This is a genomic window from Streptacidiphilus albus JL83 (assembly GCF_000744705.1).
GTDB lineage: Bacteria > Actinomycetota > Actinomycetes > Streptomycetales > Streptomycetaceae > Streptacidiphilus > Streptacidiphilus albus.
This window is the reverse complement of record NZ_JQML01000001.1, coordinates 2,305,072-2,319,980: the sequence shown is the minus strand read 5'-3', so window position 1 is coordinate 2,319,980 and position 14,909 is coordinate 2,305,072. Positions and strand designations below refer to the sequence as shown.

Genomic DNA, 14,909 nt, shown 5'->3' with positions numbered 1-14,909 from the left:
ACCTCTTGTTTGATCAACCAGTCCGGCAGCTCGGACGTGGTGCCCATCGCCAATGGCCCGCCGCGTCGCACCGCTGTTTCAATCGAGCCGGGGCGGAACCCGAGCGCCCCGGGCGGAGAACGAACGAGGCAGGGGCCAGATGGATCTGAACACGGTGCTGGAGGTGCGGGACGCCCGCCGGCGCGACGGCTGGCGGCCGGGTGACGCCTGGCTGGGCGGGGGCACCTACCTGTTCTCCGAGCCGCAGCCGCACCTCCGCCGGCTGATCGACCTGAGCCGGACCGGCTGGGAGCCGCTGCGGGTGACCGCCGAGGGGGACCTGGAGATCGCCGCCACCTGTACGATCGCCCAGCTCTCCCGCTTCCCCAAGCCGTCGTGGTGGCCGGCCGGGCCGCTGTTCGAACAGTGCTGCCGGGCCTTTCTGGCCTCGTGGAAGATCTGGAACATGGCCACCCTCGGCGGCAACCTCTGCAACTCGCTGCCGGCCGGGCCGATGATCTCCCTCACGGCCGCCCTCGGCGGGGTCTGCCGACTGCTCTCCCAGTCCGGGGCGGTGCGCGAGGTCCCGGTGGCGGACTTCGTCACCGGCGCCGGCCGCAACGTCCTGGACGCCGGCGAGCTGCTGCGCTCGGTGACGCTGCCCGCGCGGGCGCTGGCCCGGCGCACGGCGTTCCGGCAGGCGTCGCTGTACGGTCTGGGCCGCTCCGGCGCCCTGGTCATCGGGACGCTGGACCCGCTGGACGGGACGTTCGCGGTGACCGTCACCGCCTCGACCGTGCGGCCGGTGCAGCTCCGCCTCCCGCCCGCGCCCAACGCGGCGGCGCTGCGCGAGGCGATCGAGGACGCGGTCGCGCCGGGGGAGTACTTCGACGACATCCACGGGCTTCCGGCCTGGCGGCGGCACCTGACCTTCCGCCTCGCCGAGGAGATCCGCCGCGAACTGACCGAAGGAGCCGGACGATGAGCTTCGAGATCCGCGTCAACGGCGAGGCCTTCGACGCCGAGCCCCGCCCGGGCCAGTGCCTGCGCACCTATCTGCGCGAGCGCGGCTGGTTCGGGGTGAAGAAGGGCTGCGACGCCGGGGACTGCGGCGCCTGCACGGTGCAGGTCGACGGCGAGCCGGTGCACAGCTGCCTCTACCCGGCGGTGCGGGCCGAGGGCCGGTCGGTGCGGACCGTCGAGGGCCTGGCCCGGAACGGCGAGCTGCATCCGATGCAGCGTCAGTTCCTGGACGCCCAGGGCTTCCAGTGCGGCTTCTGCACCGCCGGGTTCCTGATGACCGCCTCGGCGCTGAACGCCGAGCAGCTGACCGACCTGCCCCGGGCGCTCAAGGGCAACCTGTGCCGCTGCACCGGCTACCGGGCGATCGAGGACGCCGTGCGCGGGGTCAAGCACACCGAGGAGCCCGCCGCCGGGCAGGCGGTCGGCCGCAGCCTGGGCGCGCCGGCCGGGCCGCAGGTGGTCACCGGGACCGCGCGCTACACCTTCGACATCGAGGTCGAGGGGCTGCTGCAGATGAAACTGCTGCGCTCGCCGCACCCGCACGCCCGGATCGTCTCCATCGACACCGCCGCCGCCCTGCGGGTGCCCGGCGTGCACCTGGTGCTGACCCACCACGACGCCCCCGAGCGGCTCTACTCCTCGGCCCGGCACGAGCACCCGACCGAGGACCCGGACGACACCCGGGTGCTGGACGACGTGGTCCGCTTCGTCGGGCAGCGAGTGGCGGCGGTGGTCGCCGACTCCGAGCAGGCCGCCGAGGAGGGCTGCCGCCGGATCGTGGTGCAGTACGAGGAACTGCCCTTCGTCATCGACCCGGAGCTGGCGATGGCGCCCGGCGCCCCGGTGATCCACCCCAAGGGCCCCGAGTCCCGCATCGCCCGGCCGCAGAACAACGTGGTCGGCGAGGTGCACGGCGAGATCGGCAGCGTCGAGCAGGGCTTCGCGGAGGCGGACATCGTCTACGAGGAGACCTTCCGCACCCAGCGGGTGCAGCACGCCAGCCTGGAGACGCACGGCGCGGTCGCCTACTTCGAGGAGAGCGAGGAGGACGGCCGGGAGCGGATCGTGGTCCGTTCCAGCACCCAGGTCCCGTTCCTGACCAGACGTGCCCTCTGCGCGCTGTACGACCTGCCGCCGGAGCGGCTGCGGGTGGTGGCCGGGCGGGTCGGCGGCGGGTTCGGCGGGAAGCAGGAGATGCTGGTCGAGGACGTCGTGGTGCTGGCCGCGCTGCGGCTGAAACGGCCGGTGAAGCTGGAGTTCACCCGGGCCGAGCAGTTCTTCGGCGCCACCACCAGGCACCCCTTCACCATCGGTCTGAAGGCGGGCGCGACGGCGGACGGCACGCTGACCGCGCTCCGGCTCCGGGTGGTCGCCAACACCGGCGCCTACGGCAACCACGGCCCGGCGGTGATGTTCCACAGCGTGGGCGAGTCGATGGCCGTCTACCGGGCGCCGCACAAGCAGGTCGACGCCTACTCCGTCTACACCAACTGCGTGCCGGCCGGGGCGTTCCGCGGCTACGGGCTGGGGCAGGTGACCTTCGCCGTCGAGTCCGCGATGGACGAGCTGGCCCGCCGCCTCGGCATCGATCCGCTGGTCTTCCGGGAGCGCAACATCATCGGCCCCGGCGACCGGATGGTCAGCCCGGGGGGCGAGGAGGAGGACCTGCACATCGCCAGCTACGGCCTGGACCAGTGCCTCCAGGTGGTCCGCAACGCCATCGCCGAGGACCGCAGCGCCGCCGACGCGCCGGAGGGCTGGCTGGTCGGACAGGGCACCGCCATGTCGATGATCGCCACCGGACCGCCCGGCGGACACTTCGCCGACGCCACGGTCAAGCTGCTGGAGGACGGCAGCTACGACATCGCGGTCGGCACGGCGGAGTTCGGCAACGGCACCACCACCGTCCACAAGCAGATCACCGCCGGGGCCCTGGGCACCACGGTCGACCGGATCGCCATCCGGCAGTCCGACACCGACGTGGTCAGGCACGACACCGGGGCCTTCGCCTCGGCCGGGACGGTGGTGGCGGGCAAGGCCGTGACGAAGGCCGCCAACGCCCTGGCCGAACAGATCGTCAGCTTCGCCGCCGAACATCTCAGGGTGTCGCGCAGCCTGTGCCGGCTGACGGCCGACTCGGTCGAGTGCGAGGGCCGGTCGGTGTCGCTCAAGGAGCTCTTCGAGGCCGCGCGCGGCCAGGAGGTGGCCCTCACGGCGGACGGGCACTGGGGCGGCACCCCGCGCTCGGTGGCCTTCAACGCCCAGTGGTTCCGGCTCGCGGTCGACCCGGACACCGGGGAGATCAGGATCCTGCGCAGCGTCCATGCGGCCGACGCCGGCAAGGTGATGAACCCGCTGCAGTGCCGCGGCCAGGTCGAGGGCGGAGTCGCCCAGGCGCTCGGTGCGACCCTCTTCGAGCAGGTGCTCGTGGACGAGGGCGGCCGAGTGACCACCGCCGCCTTCCGCCGCTACCGGCTGCCCGCCTACGCCGACGTCCCGCGCACCGAGGTCCACTTCACGGAGACCTCCGACGCCATCGGGCCGCTGGGCGCCAAGTCGATGAGCGAGAGCCCCTTCAACCCGGTCGCCCCGGCCTTCGCCAACGCCCTGCGCGACGCCACCGGCGTCCGCTTCACCGAGGTCCCGCTCCTCCGCGACCGCGTCTGGCAGGCCATCGAGCAGCACCGCGCCGACGCCCGCGCCGGTGCCGTCGCCGACGCCCGCGCCGACGTCCGCGAGGTGGAGGCGGGCACCGGTGGGCGAGGTCAGTGCCCGGCCGGCACGGCGACCGCGGACAGCGCGGCGAGGTAGTCGCGGATCCGGTCGGCGGACCGCGCGCCCGGGTCCAGGGCCAGGCCCAGGTAGCCGTCCGGGCGGATCAGCAGCATCCCGGCGTCCGGGCCGTAGGCCGCGCGGGCGTTGCTCCCGGCGTCGGTGAAGACGTACAGGTCGTCGGGGACGGCGTCGGGGGCGTCCGGGGCGAGGACGGCCACCGTCCGCAGGCCGTCGCGACCGGCCAGCCCTTCGGCCGAGCGCGCGGCCTCCGGGCCGAAGGCGAGCAGGGTGGCGTGGGGGCCGGCGAACAGCTCGAAGAGCCGGACCGGTTCGCCCTGCGGGCCGCTGCCGGGGGCGTCGGGCGCACGGTCGCCCGCGCGGACGGCGCCGACGGCCGAGCGCTCCTCGCGGCTCAGCGGGCTGTCGCGGTAGCCGTGGCCGAGCTGGTGCAGCTCGGGGTCGTCGCGGCGGTGCGCGTCGGCGTCGCCGGCGACGCCCTTGTCGTGCAGCCTGGTGCTGATCCCCAGGACGCCGGCGGCGACCGGCAGCCGCTCCTCCTCGTAGCTGTCGAGCAGCCCCGCGGGTGCGCCGGCGGTGACGGCGGCCAGCTTCCAGCCGAGGTTGTAGGCGTCCTGGACGCTGGTGTTCAACCCCTGCCCGCCGGCCGGGGAGTGGATGTGGGCGGCGTCCCCGGCGAGGAACACCCGGCCGACCCGGAAGCGCTCCGCCATCCGGATGTTGGCGCGGAACAGCGAGGACCAGAGCACCTCGGTCAGCCGGACGCGCCCCGGGCCGGCCGCCTCGTCCAGGACCCGCTGCAGCTCGGGGAGGGTCGGCTCGGGCGCCTGCTCGCCGGCGAGCACGGGCCGCATCAGCTGGAAGGCGTCCGTTCCGGCGAGCGGGCACAGTGCCAGCGGGAACATCGCCAGGCCCGGGTCCTCCCTGGGCCAGACGTGCCAGAACTCGCGGTCGGCGTCGACGCCCTCGGCGCGGACGTCGGCGATGACCATGCGCTGCTCCTCCCGGGTCTCCCCGGCGAAGCCGACGCCCAGGGCCCGGCGGACGGTGCTGTGCCCGCCGTCGGCGCCGACCAGGTAGTCGGCGCGGATCCGCTGTTCCTGCCCGTCCCGTCGGACCACGGCGGTCACACCGTCGGCGTCCTGGGTGAAGGAGAGCAGCTCGGTGCCCAGCTCCACGGCGGAGCCCAGCTCGGCCAGGCGTTCGCGCAGGATCTCGCCGGTGCGCCACTGCGGCAGCATCCAGGCGTTGGGGTACGGGACGTCGGGGGTGGGCTCGCGCTCCTCGTCCATCCGCCCCTCCCAGACCACCTGGTCGCCCCGGTGGGCGCGGATGGCGGGGTAGGGGCCGCCGAGGGCGCGCGCCCGGTCCAGCACGCCGAGGTCCTCGAAGACCTCCTGGGTACGCGGCTGCAGCCCCTTGCCGCGGGCCCCGGCGAAGTGCCGCGGATCCTTGTCGATCAGCCGGTGGGCGACGCCGCGCCTGGCCAACTCGCAGGCCAGGACGAGTCCGGCGGGACCGGCTCCGGTGATCAGTACGCGGGTCCGCTGCTCGGTGTCGGTGTCGGGCACGATGCTCCCCAAGTGGAATGAATCAACATTCAGTGAATCTGGATTCAGATTAGCTGCTGCTACCGTCCTGGGCAAGGCGTGGCCCGGGGTTCGCGCAGTGAGCAGAGGAAGGCCGCGGTGGAATGACCGGTTCAGGGACGGTCGGCGTGCGCAAGGCGCGGTCCGCCGAGACCGAGGCCGCGCTGAAGGAAGCCGCCAAACGGGTCTTCGCCCGCACCGGCTACCTGAAGGCGAAGATCACGGACATCACCGCCGAGGCCGACCGCGCGGCCGGCTCGTTCTACAGCCACTTCGGCAGCAAGGAGCAGCTGCTGGAGGCGCTGCTGGTGGACATGCTCGCGGAGAGCGACGAGCGGGTCGAGGATCCGGGCCACAGCCCCGACTTCACCGACCCGGAGGCGGTGCGCTGGCATGTCGCCGCCTACTGGAACTTCGTCAGCGCCAACAAGCCGGTGGTGGTCGCGCTCTCGCAGGCCGCCATGGTGGACGAGCACTTCGCCCGGCGGCTGCGGCAGTTGCTCGAACCGAACCTGCACGACATGGCGCACCACCTGGAGCACATCCGCGCGAGCGGCGGGCAGCTGCCGGGCGACCCGCTGGTGGTGGCCTCGGCGCTGATCTCGCTGATCTCCCAGTTCGCCTCCACCTGGCTGCTCGGCGAGGGGGAGGCCGCCGCGCTGGGCCGGGAGCTGAGCGAAGGGGAAGCGGTGGACACGCTCACCCGCTTCATCCTGAACGGCATCTCCGGGCCCGCCCGCTAGCCACCGCGATCGGCGCTGGCGGCGACGCCGTCACCGGTTCGGCCCCCAGCGGGTGCCGACACCGGGCCGGGCATGGTGCGCTGCCTCCAGGACGATTAGCGAGCCAGGGCGCCCGGCGCGCCACGACGCCCGGCGATCCAGGGCGCCCGACGAGCCAGGACGACCAGCGAGGATGTGCGATGGCATTGCCGGTCACGCCCCCGATCGAGCCCATGCTCGCCAAGTCCGCAGCGGCCGTGCCGACCGGCGGCTACCTGTACGAACCCAAGTGGGACGGCTTCCGCTGCCTGGTCTTCCGCGACGGTGACGACATCGAGCTGGGCAGCCGCGGCGGCAAGTCGCTCGCCCGCTACTTCCCGGAGCTGATCGCCGCCCTGGCCGAGGCGCTGCCGCCGCGGTGCGTGCTGGACGGGGAGATCGTGGTGGTCAACGGCAGCCGACTCGACTTCGACCGGCTCAGCGACCGGATCCATCCGGCCGAGTCGCGGGTCCGGCTGCTGGCCGAGCAGACGCCGGCGACGTTCGTCGCCTTCGACCTGCTGGCGCTCGCCGACGAGGACCTGATGGGTCGCCCGCTGTCCCAGCGGCACGAGCTGCTGGCTCGGCTGTTCGCACCGCACCCCCAGGTGCGGGTCTCCCGGGCCACCCAGGACGCCGACCTCGCCCGGACCTGGTTCGAGGCCTTCGAGGGCGCCGGACTGGACGGCGTGGTCGCCAAGCGGCTGGACGGCGCGTACCGGCCCGGCGAACGCGCCATGGTGAAGGTCAAGCACGAGCGCACGGCCGACGTGGTGGTGGCCGGGTACCGGCTGCACAAGAGCGGCCCGGTCGTCGGCTCGCTCATGCTCGGCCTGTACCTCGACGGGGACGTCCTCAACTACGTGGGCGGCGCGAGCGCGTTCACCATGGCCCGGCGCGCCGAACTGGTCGAGGAACTCGCACCGCTGGTGCTGCCCGAGGGGGAGGACCATCCCTGGACCGGCGAGGACGACGGCGGGCACCGGCGCCCGGGCGTGCTCAACCGGTGGAACGCGGGCAAGGACCGCTCCTTCGTGGCGCTGCGCCCGGAGCGGGTGTGCGAGGTGCGGTACGACCAGCTGCAGGCGGACCGGTTCCGGCACAGCGCGCGCTTCCTGCGCTGGCGGCCCGACCGGCAGCCCGAGTCCTGCGGATACGACCAGCTGGACGTGCCCGCCGCCTACGATCTCGCCGACGTGCTCGGTCCGTCGGCGGCGTAGCCCGTCCGTGGCGCCCGTCCGTGGCGTGGTCCGGACACCGCGCAGCCGGGCTCCGGCGCCGTCAGTCCTCCGCCGGGCGGCGGGCCTTGGACGGCTGGACGCGCTTGGGCTCGCCGGGCATCTTCGGGAATTCCGGCGGGTACGGCAGGTCGCCGAGCCCTCGGTCGTGCTGGTCCCGCTCGGCCATCTCCAACAGCGCGTCCAGGGTGGCGGGCGACCCGTCGAGGTCCCGGTGCGCGTCGCCGTGCGCGGCGAACAGCGCGGGGACGGTGCGCACGGTGAAGTCCTCCGGGACGACGTCCGGGAGCTCCGTCCAGCGCACGGGCATCGAGACCCGGGCGTCCGGGGTGGCGCGGGTGGAGTAGGCGGCGGCGAGCATCCGGTCCCGGGCCATCTGGTTGAAGTCGGTGAAGATCCGCTCGCCGCGCTCCTCCTTCCACCAGGAGGTGGTGAACAGCTCCGGGCGGCGGCGTTCCAGCTCGCGCGCGAGCGCGATGACCGCCCGCCGGGCGTCGACGAAGGACCAGCGCGGCTCGATCCGCACCAGCAGGTGCAGGCCGCGTCCGCCGGAGGTCTTCACGAACGGCGCCATGCCGAGCTCGGTGAACAGCGCCCGGGCCTCGGTGGCGGCCTCGACCGCCTCGGCGAAGCCGGTGCCGGGCTGCGGATCGAGGTCCAGCCGCAGCTCGTCGGGGTGGTCGGGGTCGGCACGGCGCACCGGCCACGGGTGCAGTTCCAGGGCGTTCATCTGCACCGCCCACAGCGCGGTCGCCGGCTCGGTCACGCACACCTCGCGGCCGGTGCGCCCGCTCGGGAAGGTCACCTCCGCCGTCTCCACCCAGTCGGGAAGGCCCTTGGGCGCGTGCTTCGTGTAGAAGGAGCTGCCGCCGTCGAGCCCGCCCGGGAACCGGTGCAGCGCCATCGGGCGTTCGGCGAGCGAGCGCATCAGCCCGTCGGCGACAGCGAGGTAGTACTCGGCGAGGTCCAGCTTGGTGACCCCGACCGCCGGATAGCAGACCTTCTCCGGCGAGGAGACGCGTACGCGACGCCCGGCGACCGTGACGAACGCCTCACTGCTGCTCATGGACGTAGGCTATGTGCCCACTTCGGCCTCCGCATGCGGAGGCCGCCGCGCGCCGGTGCCCGCCGGGGCGCGGCGACGGGGCGCAGTCAGCCGTTCGCGCCGGACGTCGGCTCCAGCACGAAGACGGGGATCACCCGGTCCGTCTTCTTCTGGTACTCGGCGTAGTCCGGCCAGACCTCGACCGCGCGGCCCCACCACAGCTCCCGCTCCGCACCCTCGGCCTCACGGGCCGTCATGTCCTGCCGCACGGTCCCGTCCTGGAGCTCGACCTGCGGGTGCGCGACCAGGTTGTGGTACCAGGTGGGGTGCTTGGGCGCGCCGCCCTGCGAGGCCACCACCGCGTACGCACCCTCGTGCTCCACCCGCATCAGCGGGTTCTTGCGGATCTTGCCGCTCTTCGCCCCGAGGCTGGTGAGGACGACGACGGGCACGCCCCGCATGGTCGTTCCCTCGGTGCCCCCGGAGCCCTCGTACAGGGCGACCTGGTCGCGCACCCACTGTTCCGGGCTCGGCTGGTACTCACCACTGAGAGGCATGCTTCTCCCATCCCGCTGGTAGAGGAGCCCTGCGGCTGAGTCGGAGTCAGCCGTGCGGCGCCCTCGATCGGATCTGCCGCCTCCATGATTCCCCAGAAGGCCGCGGTCCGCCGGTAGGCGGCACGGTCGGAGCGCGTGCCGGGCGAGGGCGGCCTCAGCCCGTCGGCCTCAGGCCGACGGCTGTTCGACGACCTGCTCGCCCTCGCCCTCGGGCACCTCGAATCCGGTCAGGTAGCGGAGGAACAGCTGCTCGTCCACGGTGACGCAGTTGGCGCCCGCCATGGCGCTCCGGGCCCGGAGGCGGCGCTCCAGCGTGGTCCGGTCGGCCGTGAGGTGGACCAGTTCCCACCGGCAGCCGTGGCGCTCGACCAGGGCCTTGTAGTCGTCGCGGGCGGCACGGCTCCAGAAGCTGTAGTCCACCACCACGTCGCGCCCGGCCAGCATCAGCTCGACCAGTTCCTGCCGCTGCTCGCGGCGGACCTCCTCCTTGAGCCGGTCGAACTCCGCCTCCTCCAGGACCAGGCCGGCGTCGCGCTGCCCGAGCCGTTGCCAGACCACCTCGTCGATGGAGATCCGGGCGTAGCCGCGCCGTACCAGCTCCATCGCGTAGGTGGTCTTGCCCGCCCCCGGGAGTCCGCACATCAGCACCACTGTGCCCATTCGCCGCGTCACGGCGCCAGCGTAGCGCCGGGCTCCGGCCCGGCCCGGTGCGAGGGCGGCGTCCAGCGCGGAGCCCAGCGGCGGCGTCCCAGCGCGGAGCCCAGCGCGGCGGCCACGAAGGACGCGACCAGCGGTCGGCGGTGCGTCGGCCACCGGCACGCAGACCGGCAACCGGGTCAAGGCGGTCCGCCCCGGCCCGACCGCACCCCCGGGTGCGAGCAGGTGGCGGCCGTCAGCCGGTCGCGCCGGGCGTCTGCTCCAGTACGAAGACGGGGATCACCCGGTCCGTGCTCTTCCGGTACTCGGCGTAGTCCGGCCAGACCTCGACCGCGCGGGCCCACCACAGCTCCCGCTCCGCACCCTTGATCTCACGGGCCGTCATGTCCTGCCGCACTGCCCCGTCCTGGAGCTCGACCTGCGGGTGCGCGACCAGGTTGTGGTACCAGGTGGGGTGCTTGGGCGCGCCGCCCTGCGAGGCCACCACCGCGTACGTGCCCTCGTGCTCCACCCGCATCAGCGGGGTCTTACGGATCTTCCTGCTCCTGGCCCCGAGGCTGGTCAGCACGATGACGGGCACGCCCTCCAGGGTCGTGCCCTCGGTGCCCCCGGAAGCCTCGTACAGCGCGACCTGGTCGCTCACGAACTGGTCCGGGCTCGGCTGGTACTCACCGCTGAGGGGCATGCTGCTCTCGTTCCGTCAGGGGAGGGCTCCCGCGGCCGGCCGGGTGTCGGCTGCTGCGGGCCCTCGTTCGGATCTGTCGCCTCCATGATCCACCACGCGGCCGCAGGGCCGGTAGGAGGCGGCGCGGTCACGGCCGGGCCTCACTCTGCCCGTGGCGAATCTGCGGCGGGCAGAGGAACCGCGATCGCGGCTCTCCCGGGGGCAAGAGTGGAGTCGACGGCATCACCACCCCGACAAGGAGACCCAGATGACTCCACTGACCACCCTCCAGCCCCGCGCGGAGGAGGGCGACACCCAGCACGGCCGCTTCGACGACCACCTCGCGGCCCAGCTGCTCGCCCAGCGCATCGTCCTCCTCGGCACCCAGGTCGACGAGGTGTCGGCCAACCGGGTGTGCGCGCAGTTGCTGCTGCTGTCTGCGGAGGACCCGCGCACCGACATCAGCCTGTACATCAACAGCCCCGGCGGGTCGGTCACCGCAGGTCTCGCCATCTTCGACACCATGCGGCTCGTCCCGAACGACGTCTCGACGCTGGTGATGGGGGTCGCCGCCAGCATGGGCCAGTTCCTGCTCACCGTCGGGGCCTCCGGCAAGCGGTTCGCGATGCCGAACGCGCGGGTCATGATGCACCAGCCCTCCGCGGGCATCGGCGGCACCGCTGCGGACATCGAGATTCAGGCGGAGAACCTCCAGTTCACCAAGCAGGCCATCGAGAAGATCACCGCCGAGCACACCGGGCAGAGCGAGGAGACGATCAGGCGGGACGGCGACCGGGACCGCTGGTTCACGGCCGAGCAGGCCAGGGAGTACGGGATGGTGGACCAGGTGGTGGAGTCGCTCGCCAGCATCCGCCCGGCCACCTCCCGCCCGCGGATGGGGTTGTGACGTGGGGTCGTACACGGTTCCCTACGTCATCGAGCGGACCGCGCAGGGCGAGCGCTCCTACGACGTCTTCAGCCGGCTGCTGAACGAGCGGATCATCTTCCTCGGCACGGAGATCGACGACGGGGTCGCCAACGTGGTCATCGCGCAGCTCCTGCACCTGGAGTCGGCCAATCCCGAGCAGGAGATCTCCATCTATCTCAACTCGCCTGGCGGGTCGTTCACTTCGCTGATGGCGATCTACGACACGATGACGTTCGTTCAGGCGCCGATCTCCACGTTCTGCGTCGGTCAGGCGGCGTCGACGGCGGCGGTGCTGCTGGCCGGCGGAGATCCCGGGCGACGGTTCGTGCTGGAGCACGCGCGGGTGCTGCTCGGCCAGCCGGCCAGCAACGGCCAACAGGGGACGGTCTCCGACCTCAGCCTCGCCGCCAAGGAGATGGCCCGCATCCGCTCGCAGGTGGAGGAGGTCCTGTCCCGGCACACGCACCACGACGCGGCGACGCTGCGCGCGGACATGGACCGGGACAAGGTGCTCACCGCCGAGGAGGCCGTCGCCTACGGGGTCGCCGACGAGGTGCTGCACCGACGGCTCGCGTTCGGCTGACCCGCGCAGCCGTCGCCGAAGGCCGGCAGGCCGCCGTACCGGCCGGCCGGCCGGTACGGCGGTGGTGCCGCCCCGTCGTACCGGCGTCAGTCGCTCAGGAGGCGAGGCACAGGCCGTCGTACCGCGCCGTAGGCGCCGTGCGGTCCCGGCCGGCCACCCGGTTGCGGGGGTGCCGGGCCAGCTCGTCCTGGGTGAGCGAGAGCAGGTCGCCGAGGCCGAGCCCGAGGGCGTGGGCGGCGGCCGCGAGTACCTCGGAGGAGGCCTCCTTGCGTCCGCGCTCCACCTCCGACAGGTACGGCATGGAGATCCGCGCCGCCTCGGCGACGTCCTTCAGCGTGCGCTCCTGGGCGAGTCGCTCGCGTCGCAGCACGTCGCCGACCAGGTGGCGCCACAGTGGCTCCCTCGCGGCGGGGGCCTGGGGGGTCTGAGGCGTTCCCGTCGGTCGTTGCGGGGTACGGGGCGCCGCACCGGAACCGGGCGGGCGGACCCGCGGGCGCAGCGGGATGACGTGGGCTTCGTTCGGCGCAGGAGTGCTCACCCCTTCAGCCTAGGGATCCGGGGCGTTCGGGGAAGGGAACGGCGCTCTGCCCTGGGCGAAGCCGTGCGGCCGGGCCGGAGGCGTCGCGTCCGCCTCCGGCGGCCGACGCGGCGTCAGCCGCGCAGCAGGCCGTCCACGACCCGGCCGAAGATCCTGCGGCCGCCGCCCGCCAGCACGGCGTTCAGCGGCGCCGGAACGCCGCGCAACCGGATCTCCTCGCGCCACCGCAACAGGCTCCCGGCGCCGTCGGCGCGCACCTCGATCTCGGCCCAGCCGAGCACCACCGACCCGCGCTTCTCCAGTCGCAGCCGCCCGGGGGCCTGCGCCGTGGGCGGCTGCCAGACCACGACCTCCATCGGGTCGTCGAAGCCCAGCGGGCCGACCGCGGTCCGGGCCGTCACCACGCTGCCGAGTGCGGTCGCGCCGCCGCCGACCGCCGCGACCGTGGTCAGCGGCACCAGGGCGGAGTGGCGCGGCCAGTCGGTCACCCGCAGCCAGCACTCCCGGACGCCGACCGGGACGGAACGGGTGATCTCGAAGAACGCCATGCTCGAAGAGTAGGCGCGCGGTCACCGCACCATCGTCCGGCGACCGTCCGCCGGTTCGCCCGTCCGGCCCGGCGCCGCAACCCCGTGCGCCGCCGGGCCGGCGCCGGCCGGAGCGGTGGCGAAGCCCCCGACCAGTGCCGAGACTGGACTCAGGTCCGTCCGGCAACCGAGGAGCGACCGTGGCAGGCGCGTCCGACACACTGGTGGGGCTGCCGCCGATCCTGCTGTCCCGTCGGGTACGCGGGTTCCTCGCCGCCGCCTACCTGCTGCTCGGCGCCGCCATCGGCGCCGACCTGGCCACCGGACCCGGCTCGACCTTCTCGCCGGTACTGGCCGCAGTACCGGTACTGGCCAGTATCGGTACCCGCAGGGCACGGGTGCCGATACTCGCCGGGCTGCTGGCGCTGATCGGCGTGATCGTGCTGGCCCTGGAGAACGGGGGAGTGCCACTGGCGGTGCACGTCACCTCTGCGGTCACGGTGCTCGCCATCACCTGCACCAGCGCCGCCGCCGTCGTGCTGGTGGCCTCCCGGGAGCGGGAACTGGCGCAGGTGCGCGGGGTCTCGGAGGCGGCGCAGCGGGCGCTGCTGCGGCCGGTCCCGGAGCGCCTCGGGCCGCTGCGGATCGCGGTGCGCTACCTCGCCGCCGAGGCCGAGGCCCGGATCGGCGGCGACCTTTACGAGGTGCTCCCCACGCCGTACGGCATCCGGCTGATCCTCGGCGACGTGCGCGGCAAGGGACTGCCCGCGGTGGAGACGGCGGCGGACGTGCTGGGGGTGTTCCGGGACGCCGCCCGCTCCGAGCCGGAGCTGGCCGCGGTCGCCGGACGCATCGACGCTGCGCTGGCCCGCCGCCCCGAGAGCGAGGAGTTCGTCACGGCGGTCCTGTTCGGCCTGCCGGAGCGGGAGGGCCCGGCGTGGATGGTCAACTGTGGCCATCCCGACCCCTTCCTGTGCCACGACGGCGGCGTGCACCCGGTGGAACCGCTGCTGCGGCTGCCACCGCTGGCCATGAGCGCCATGGTCGGTGCGGCCTACCAGGAACGCCGCTTCGACTTCACCGTGGGCGACACCCTGCTGCTGTACACCGACGGCATCTCGGAGGCCAGGGACGCGGCCGGGGTGTTCTATCCGCTGGCGGAACGGCTGCGGCGGATCGGCGGGTTGGAGCCGGGCCCGCTGCTGGACCGGCTGCTCGCGGACGTCCGGGCGTACGTCCCGGACGGCATGAACGACGACGCCGCGGTGCTGGCGGTGCGCCGGGAGGGTCTGCCCGGGAGCGGCGGGCGGGCCCTCGGCAACGGCGGCGGCCCTCGCGCGCAAGGGTAGTGACGATTTCCGGGCCGGGCGTCTGCGGGTCAGGAGGCCAGGGCGCGGAGCGCCGCAGTCCTGGCCTGGATGTGCCGGGAGTAGCGGATCGTGAAGGTCGCCGGGGCGACGAATGCGGCGACCTGGACGACGGTCCGCGCGGTCGAGTCATGCGCGACGGCGGCGAGCACGATGGCGCCGATCACGAAGCTCGCCGTCCAGACGGCGGTGATGATGACGTTCGTGCGGATGAAGAGCGGCTGGTCCCAGAACTCGCGCGGGGTGGTCTGCTTGGCGATGCCGAGGGTGAACGGGTGCCGAGCGGCCAGCGAGGCGCCGGCGATCAGGGCCAGCGCGGTCGACGAGAGCGCCGGCGCATAGGGGTGCAGCGCGGTGTGCGGGTCCGCGAAGGCGAGCACGGTGATCGCGGCGAAGAAGACGGCGGAGCCGATCTCGATGATCTGTGCGTCCAGGGGCCGGCCGGCGCCGACCTGTCGGCCGATGACGAGGAGCGAGACCAGCAGGGCGGCCAGCGCCCCCCCGTTCCAGTTCGCCGAGGGGATGGCGGCGTAGACGATCCACGGGGCGAAGGTGCGCAGGTACGACATGACGTACTCCCTGAGGCTCTGGCAAGACTCCTGTTTTGACATGTCAAATCTAGAAGTTCCTAGTTCGACATGTCAAGACAGGAGTATCCAA

General features: G+C 73.2%; 15 protein-coding genes. 7 read left to right on the top strand and 8 right to left on the bottom strand.

Going from position 1 to position 14,909, the window contains the following annotated elements:
- Positions 1 to 139 precede the first annotated feature (139 nt).
- Both BS75_RS10065 and BS75_RS10060 read left to right on the top strand, forming a co-directional pair.
- Positions 140 to 964, top strand: a complete 825-nt coding sequence (locus BS75_RS10065) for an FAD binding domain-containing protein (protein ID WP_034087975.1) — start codon at positions 140 to 142, stop codon at positions 962 to 964.
- Complete coding sequence (locus BS75_RS10060; RefSeq protein WP_081982222.1) at positions 961 to 3,813, top strand: molybdopterin-dependent oxidoreductase; 2,853 nt, start codon at positions 961 to 963, stop codon at positions 3,811 to 3,813. The genes BS75_RS10065 and BS75_RS10060 overlap by 4 nt, the downstream gene beginning before the upstream one ends.
- Here the strand turns inward: BS75_RS10060 and BS75_RS10055 are convergent.
- Positions 3,768 to 5,366 (bottom strand): FAD-dependent oxidoreductase, encoded by a 1,599-nt coding sequence (locus BS75_RS10055; RefSeq protein WP_034092748.1) that lies wholly within the window; start codon positions 5,364 to 5,366, stop codon positions 3,768 to 3,770. The two genes, BS75_RS10060 and BS75_RS10055, sit on opposite strands and share 46 nt — an antisense overlap.
- A 122-nt stretch (positions 5,367 to 5,488) precedes the next feature.
- On the opposite strand from BS75_RS10055, the gene BS75_RS10050 reads away from it, so the two are divergent.
- Complete coding sequence (locus BS75_RS10050) at positions 5,489 to 6,127, top strand: TetR/AcrR family transcriptional regulator (protein WP_034087974.1); 639 nt, start codon at positions 5,489 to 5,491, stop codon at positions 6,125 to 6,127.
- Between the two features lie 179 nt (positions 6,128 to 6,306).
- Positions 6,307 to 7,365 carry an ATP-dependent DNA ligase gene (locus BS75_RS10045; protein ID WP_034087973.1) on the top strand — a complete coding sequence of 353 codons (1,059 nt, stop codon included), beginning with the start codon at positions 6,307 to 6,309 and terminating at the stop codon, positions 7,363 to 7,365.
- Positions 7,366 to 7,426: 61 nt separating this feature from the next.
- Here BS75_RS10045 and ligD read toward each other — a convergent pair whose 3' ends face one another.
- From ligD to BS75_RS10025, 4 genes are all read right to left on the bottom strand, one after another.
- Positions 7,427 to 8,449: a non-homologous end-joining DNA ligase gene (gene ligD, locus BS75_RS10040; RefSeq protein ID WP_034087972.1), complete on the bottom strand. Its 1,023-nt coding sequence runs from the start codon at positions 8,447 to 8,449 to the stop codon at positions 7,427 to 7,429.
- A gap of 86 nt (positions 8,450 to 8,535) precedes the next feature.
- Positions 8,536 to 8,985: a nitroreductase family deazaflavin-dependent oxidoreductase gene (locus BS75_RS10035; protein WP_034087971.1), complete on the bottom strand. Its 450-nt coding sequence runs from the start codon at positions 8,983 to 8,985 to the stop codon at positions 8,536 to 8,538.
- Positions 8,986 to 9,153: 168 nt separating this feature from the next.
- Positions 9,154 to 9,657, bottom strand: coding sequence for an AAA family ATPase (locus BS75_RS10030; RefSeq protein ID WP_034087970.1), 504 nt, complete (start codon positions 9,655 to 9,657; stop codon positions 9,154 to 9,156).
- Between the two features lie 220 nt (positions 9,658 to 9,877).
- Positions 9,878 to 10,327: a nitroreductase family deazaflavin-dependent oxidoreductase gene (locus tag BS75_RS10025; RefSeq protein ID WP_034087969.1), complete on the bottom strand. Its 450-nt coding sequence runs from the start codon at positions 10,325 to 10,327 to the stop codon at positions 9,878 to 9,880.
- 247 nt (positions 10,328 to 10,574) lie between these two features.
- Between BS75_RS10025 and BS75_RS10020 the strand changes: the two genes are divergently transcribed.
- Positions 10,575 to 11,213, top strand: a complete 639-nt coding sequence (locus BS75_RS10020; protein ID WP_034087968.1) for a ClpP family protease — start codon at positions 10,575 to 10,577, stop codon at positions 11,211 to 11,213.
- Position 11,214: 1 nt separating this feature from the next.
- On the top strand, positions 11,215 to 11,817 hold the full coding sequence (locus BS75_RS10015) for a ClpP family protease (RefSeq protein WP_034087967.1): 603 nt from the start codon (positions 11,215 to 11,217) through the stop codon (positions 11,815 to 11,817).
- Positions 11,818 to 11,911: 94 nt separating this feature from the next.
- Here BS75_RS10015 and BS75_RS10010 read toward each other — a convergent pair whose 3' ends face one another.
- Positions 11,912 to 12,355, bottom strand: a complete 444-nt coding sequence (locus tag BS75_RS10010) for a helix-turn-helix domain-containing protein (RefSeq protein ID WP_034087966.1) — start codon at positions 12,353 to 12,355, stop codon at positions 11,912 to 11,914.
- A gap of 113 nt (positions 12,356 to 12,468) precedes the next feature.
- The gene (locus BS75_RS10005; RefSeq protein WP_034087965.1) at positions 12,469 to 12,903 is read right to left on the bottom strand and encodes an SRPBCC family protein; all 435 of its coding nucleotides are present in this window, start codon (positions 12,901 to 12,903) and stop codon (positions 12,469 to 12,471) included.
- Between the two features lie 179 nt (positions 12,904 to 13,082).
- Between BS75_RS10005 and BS75_RS10000 the strand changes: the two genes are divergently transcribed.
- Positions 13,083 to 14,231, top strand: a complete 1,149-nt coding sequence (locus tag BS75_RS10000) for a PP2C family protein-serine/threonine phosphatase (protein ID WP_042439599.1) — start codon at positions 13,083 to 13,085, stop codon at positions 14,229 to 14,231.
- 29 nt (positions 14,232 to 14,260) lie between these two features.
- Here BS75_RS10000 and BS75_RS09995 read toward each other — a convergent pair whose 3' ends face one another.
- Positions 14,261 to 14,818, bottom strand: coding sequence for a hypothetical protein (locus tag BS75_RS09995; protein WP_034087964.1), 558 nt, complete (start codon positions 14,816 to 14,818; stop codon positions 14,261 to 14,263).
- Between the last annotated feature and the right edge of the window lie 91 nt (positions 14,819 to 14,909).

Bases quoted from the DNA above. Each gene is read 5' to 3' on its own strand.
- BS75_RS10065 (WP_034087975.1), top strand. From the start codon at position 140: ATGGATCTGAACACGGTGCTGGAGGTGCGGGACGCCCGCCGGCGCGAC.
- BS75_RS10060 (WP_081982222.1), top strand. From the start codon at position 961: ATGAGCTTCGAGATCCGCGTCAACGGCGAGGCCTTCGACGCCGAGCCC.
- BS75_RS10050 (WP_034087974.1), top strand. From the start codon at position 5,489: ATGACCGGTTCAGGGACGGTCGGCGTGCGCAAGGCGCGGTCCGCCGAG.
- BS75_RS10045 (WP_034087973.1), top strand. From the start codon at position 6,307: ATGGCATTGCCGGTCACGCCCCCGATCGAGCCCATGCTCGCCAAGTCC.
- ligD (WP_034087972.1), bottom strand. From the start codon at position 8,449: ATGAGCAGCAGTGAGGCGTTCGTCACGGTCGCCGGGCGTCGCGTACGC.
- BS75_RS10035 (WP_034087971.1), bottom strand. From the start codon at position 8,985: ATGCCTCTCAGTGGTGAGTACCAGCCGAGCCCGGAACAGTGGGTGCGC.
- BS75_RS10025 (WP_034087969.1), bottom strand. From the start codon at position 10,327: ATGCCCCTCAGCGGTGAGTACCAGCCGAGCCCGGACCAGTTCGTGAGC.
- BS75_RS10020 (WP_034087968.1), top strand. From the start codon at position 10,575: ATGACTCCACTGACCACCCTCCAGCCCCGCGCGGAGGAGGGCGACACC.
- BS75_RS10005 (WP_034087965.1), bottom strand. From the start codon at position 12,903: ATGGCGTTCTTCGAGATCACCCGTTCCGTCCCGGTCGGCGTCCGGGAG.
- BS75_RS09995 (WP_034087964.1), bottom strand. From the start codon at position 14,818: ATGTCGTACCTGCGCACCTTCGCCCCGTGGATCGTCTACGCCGCCATC.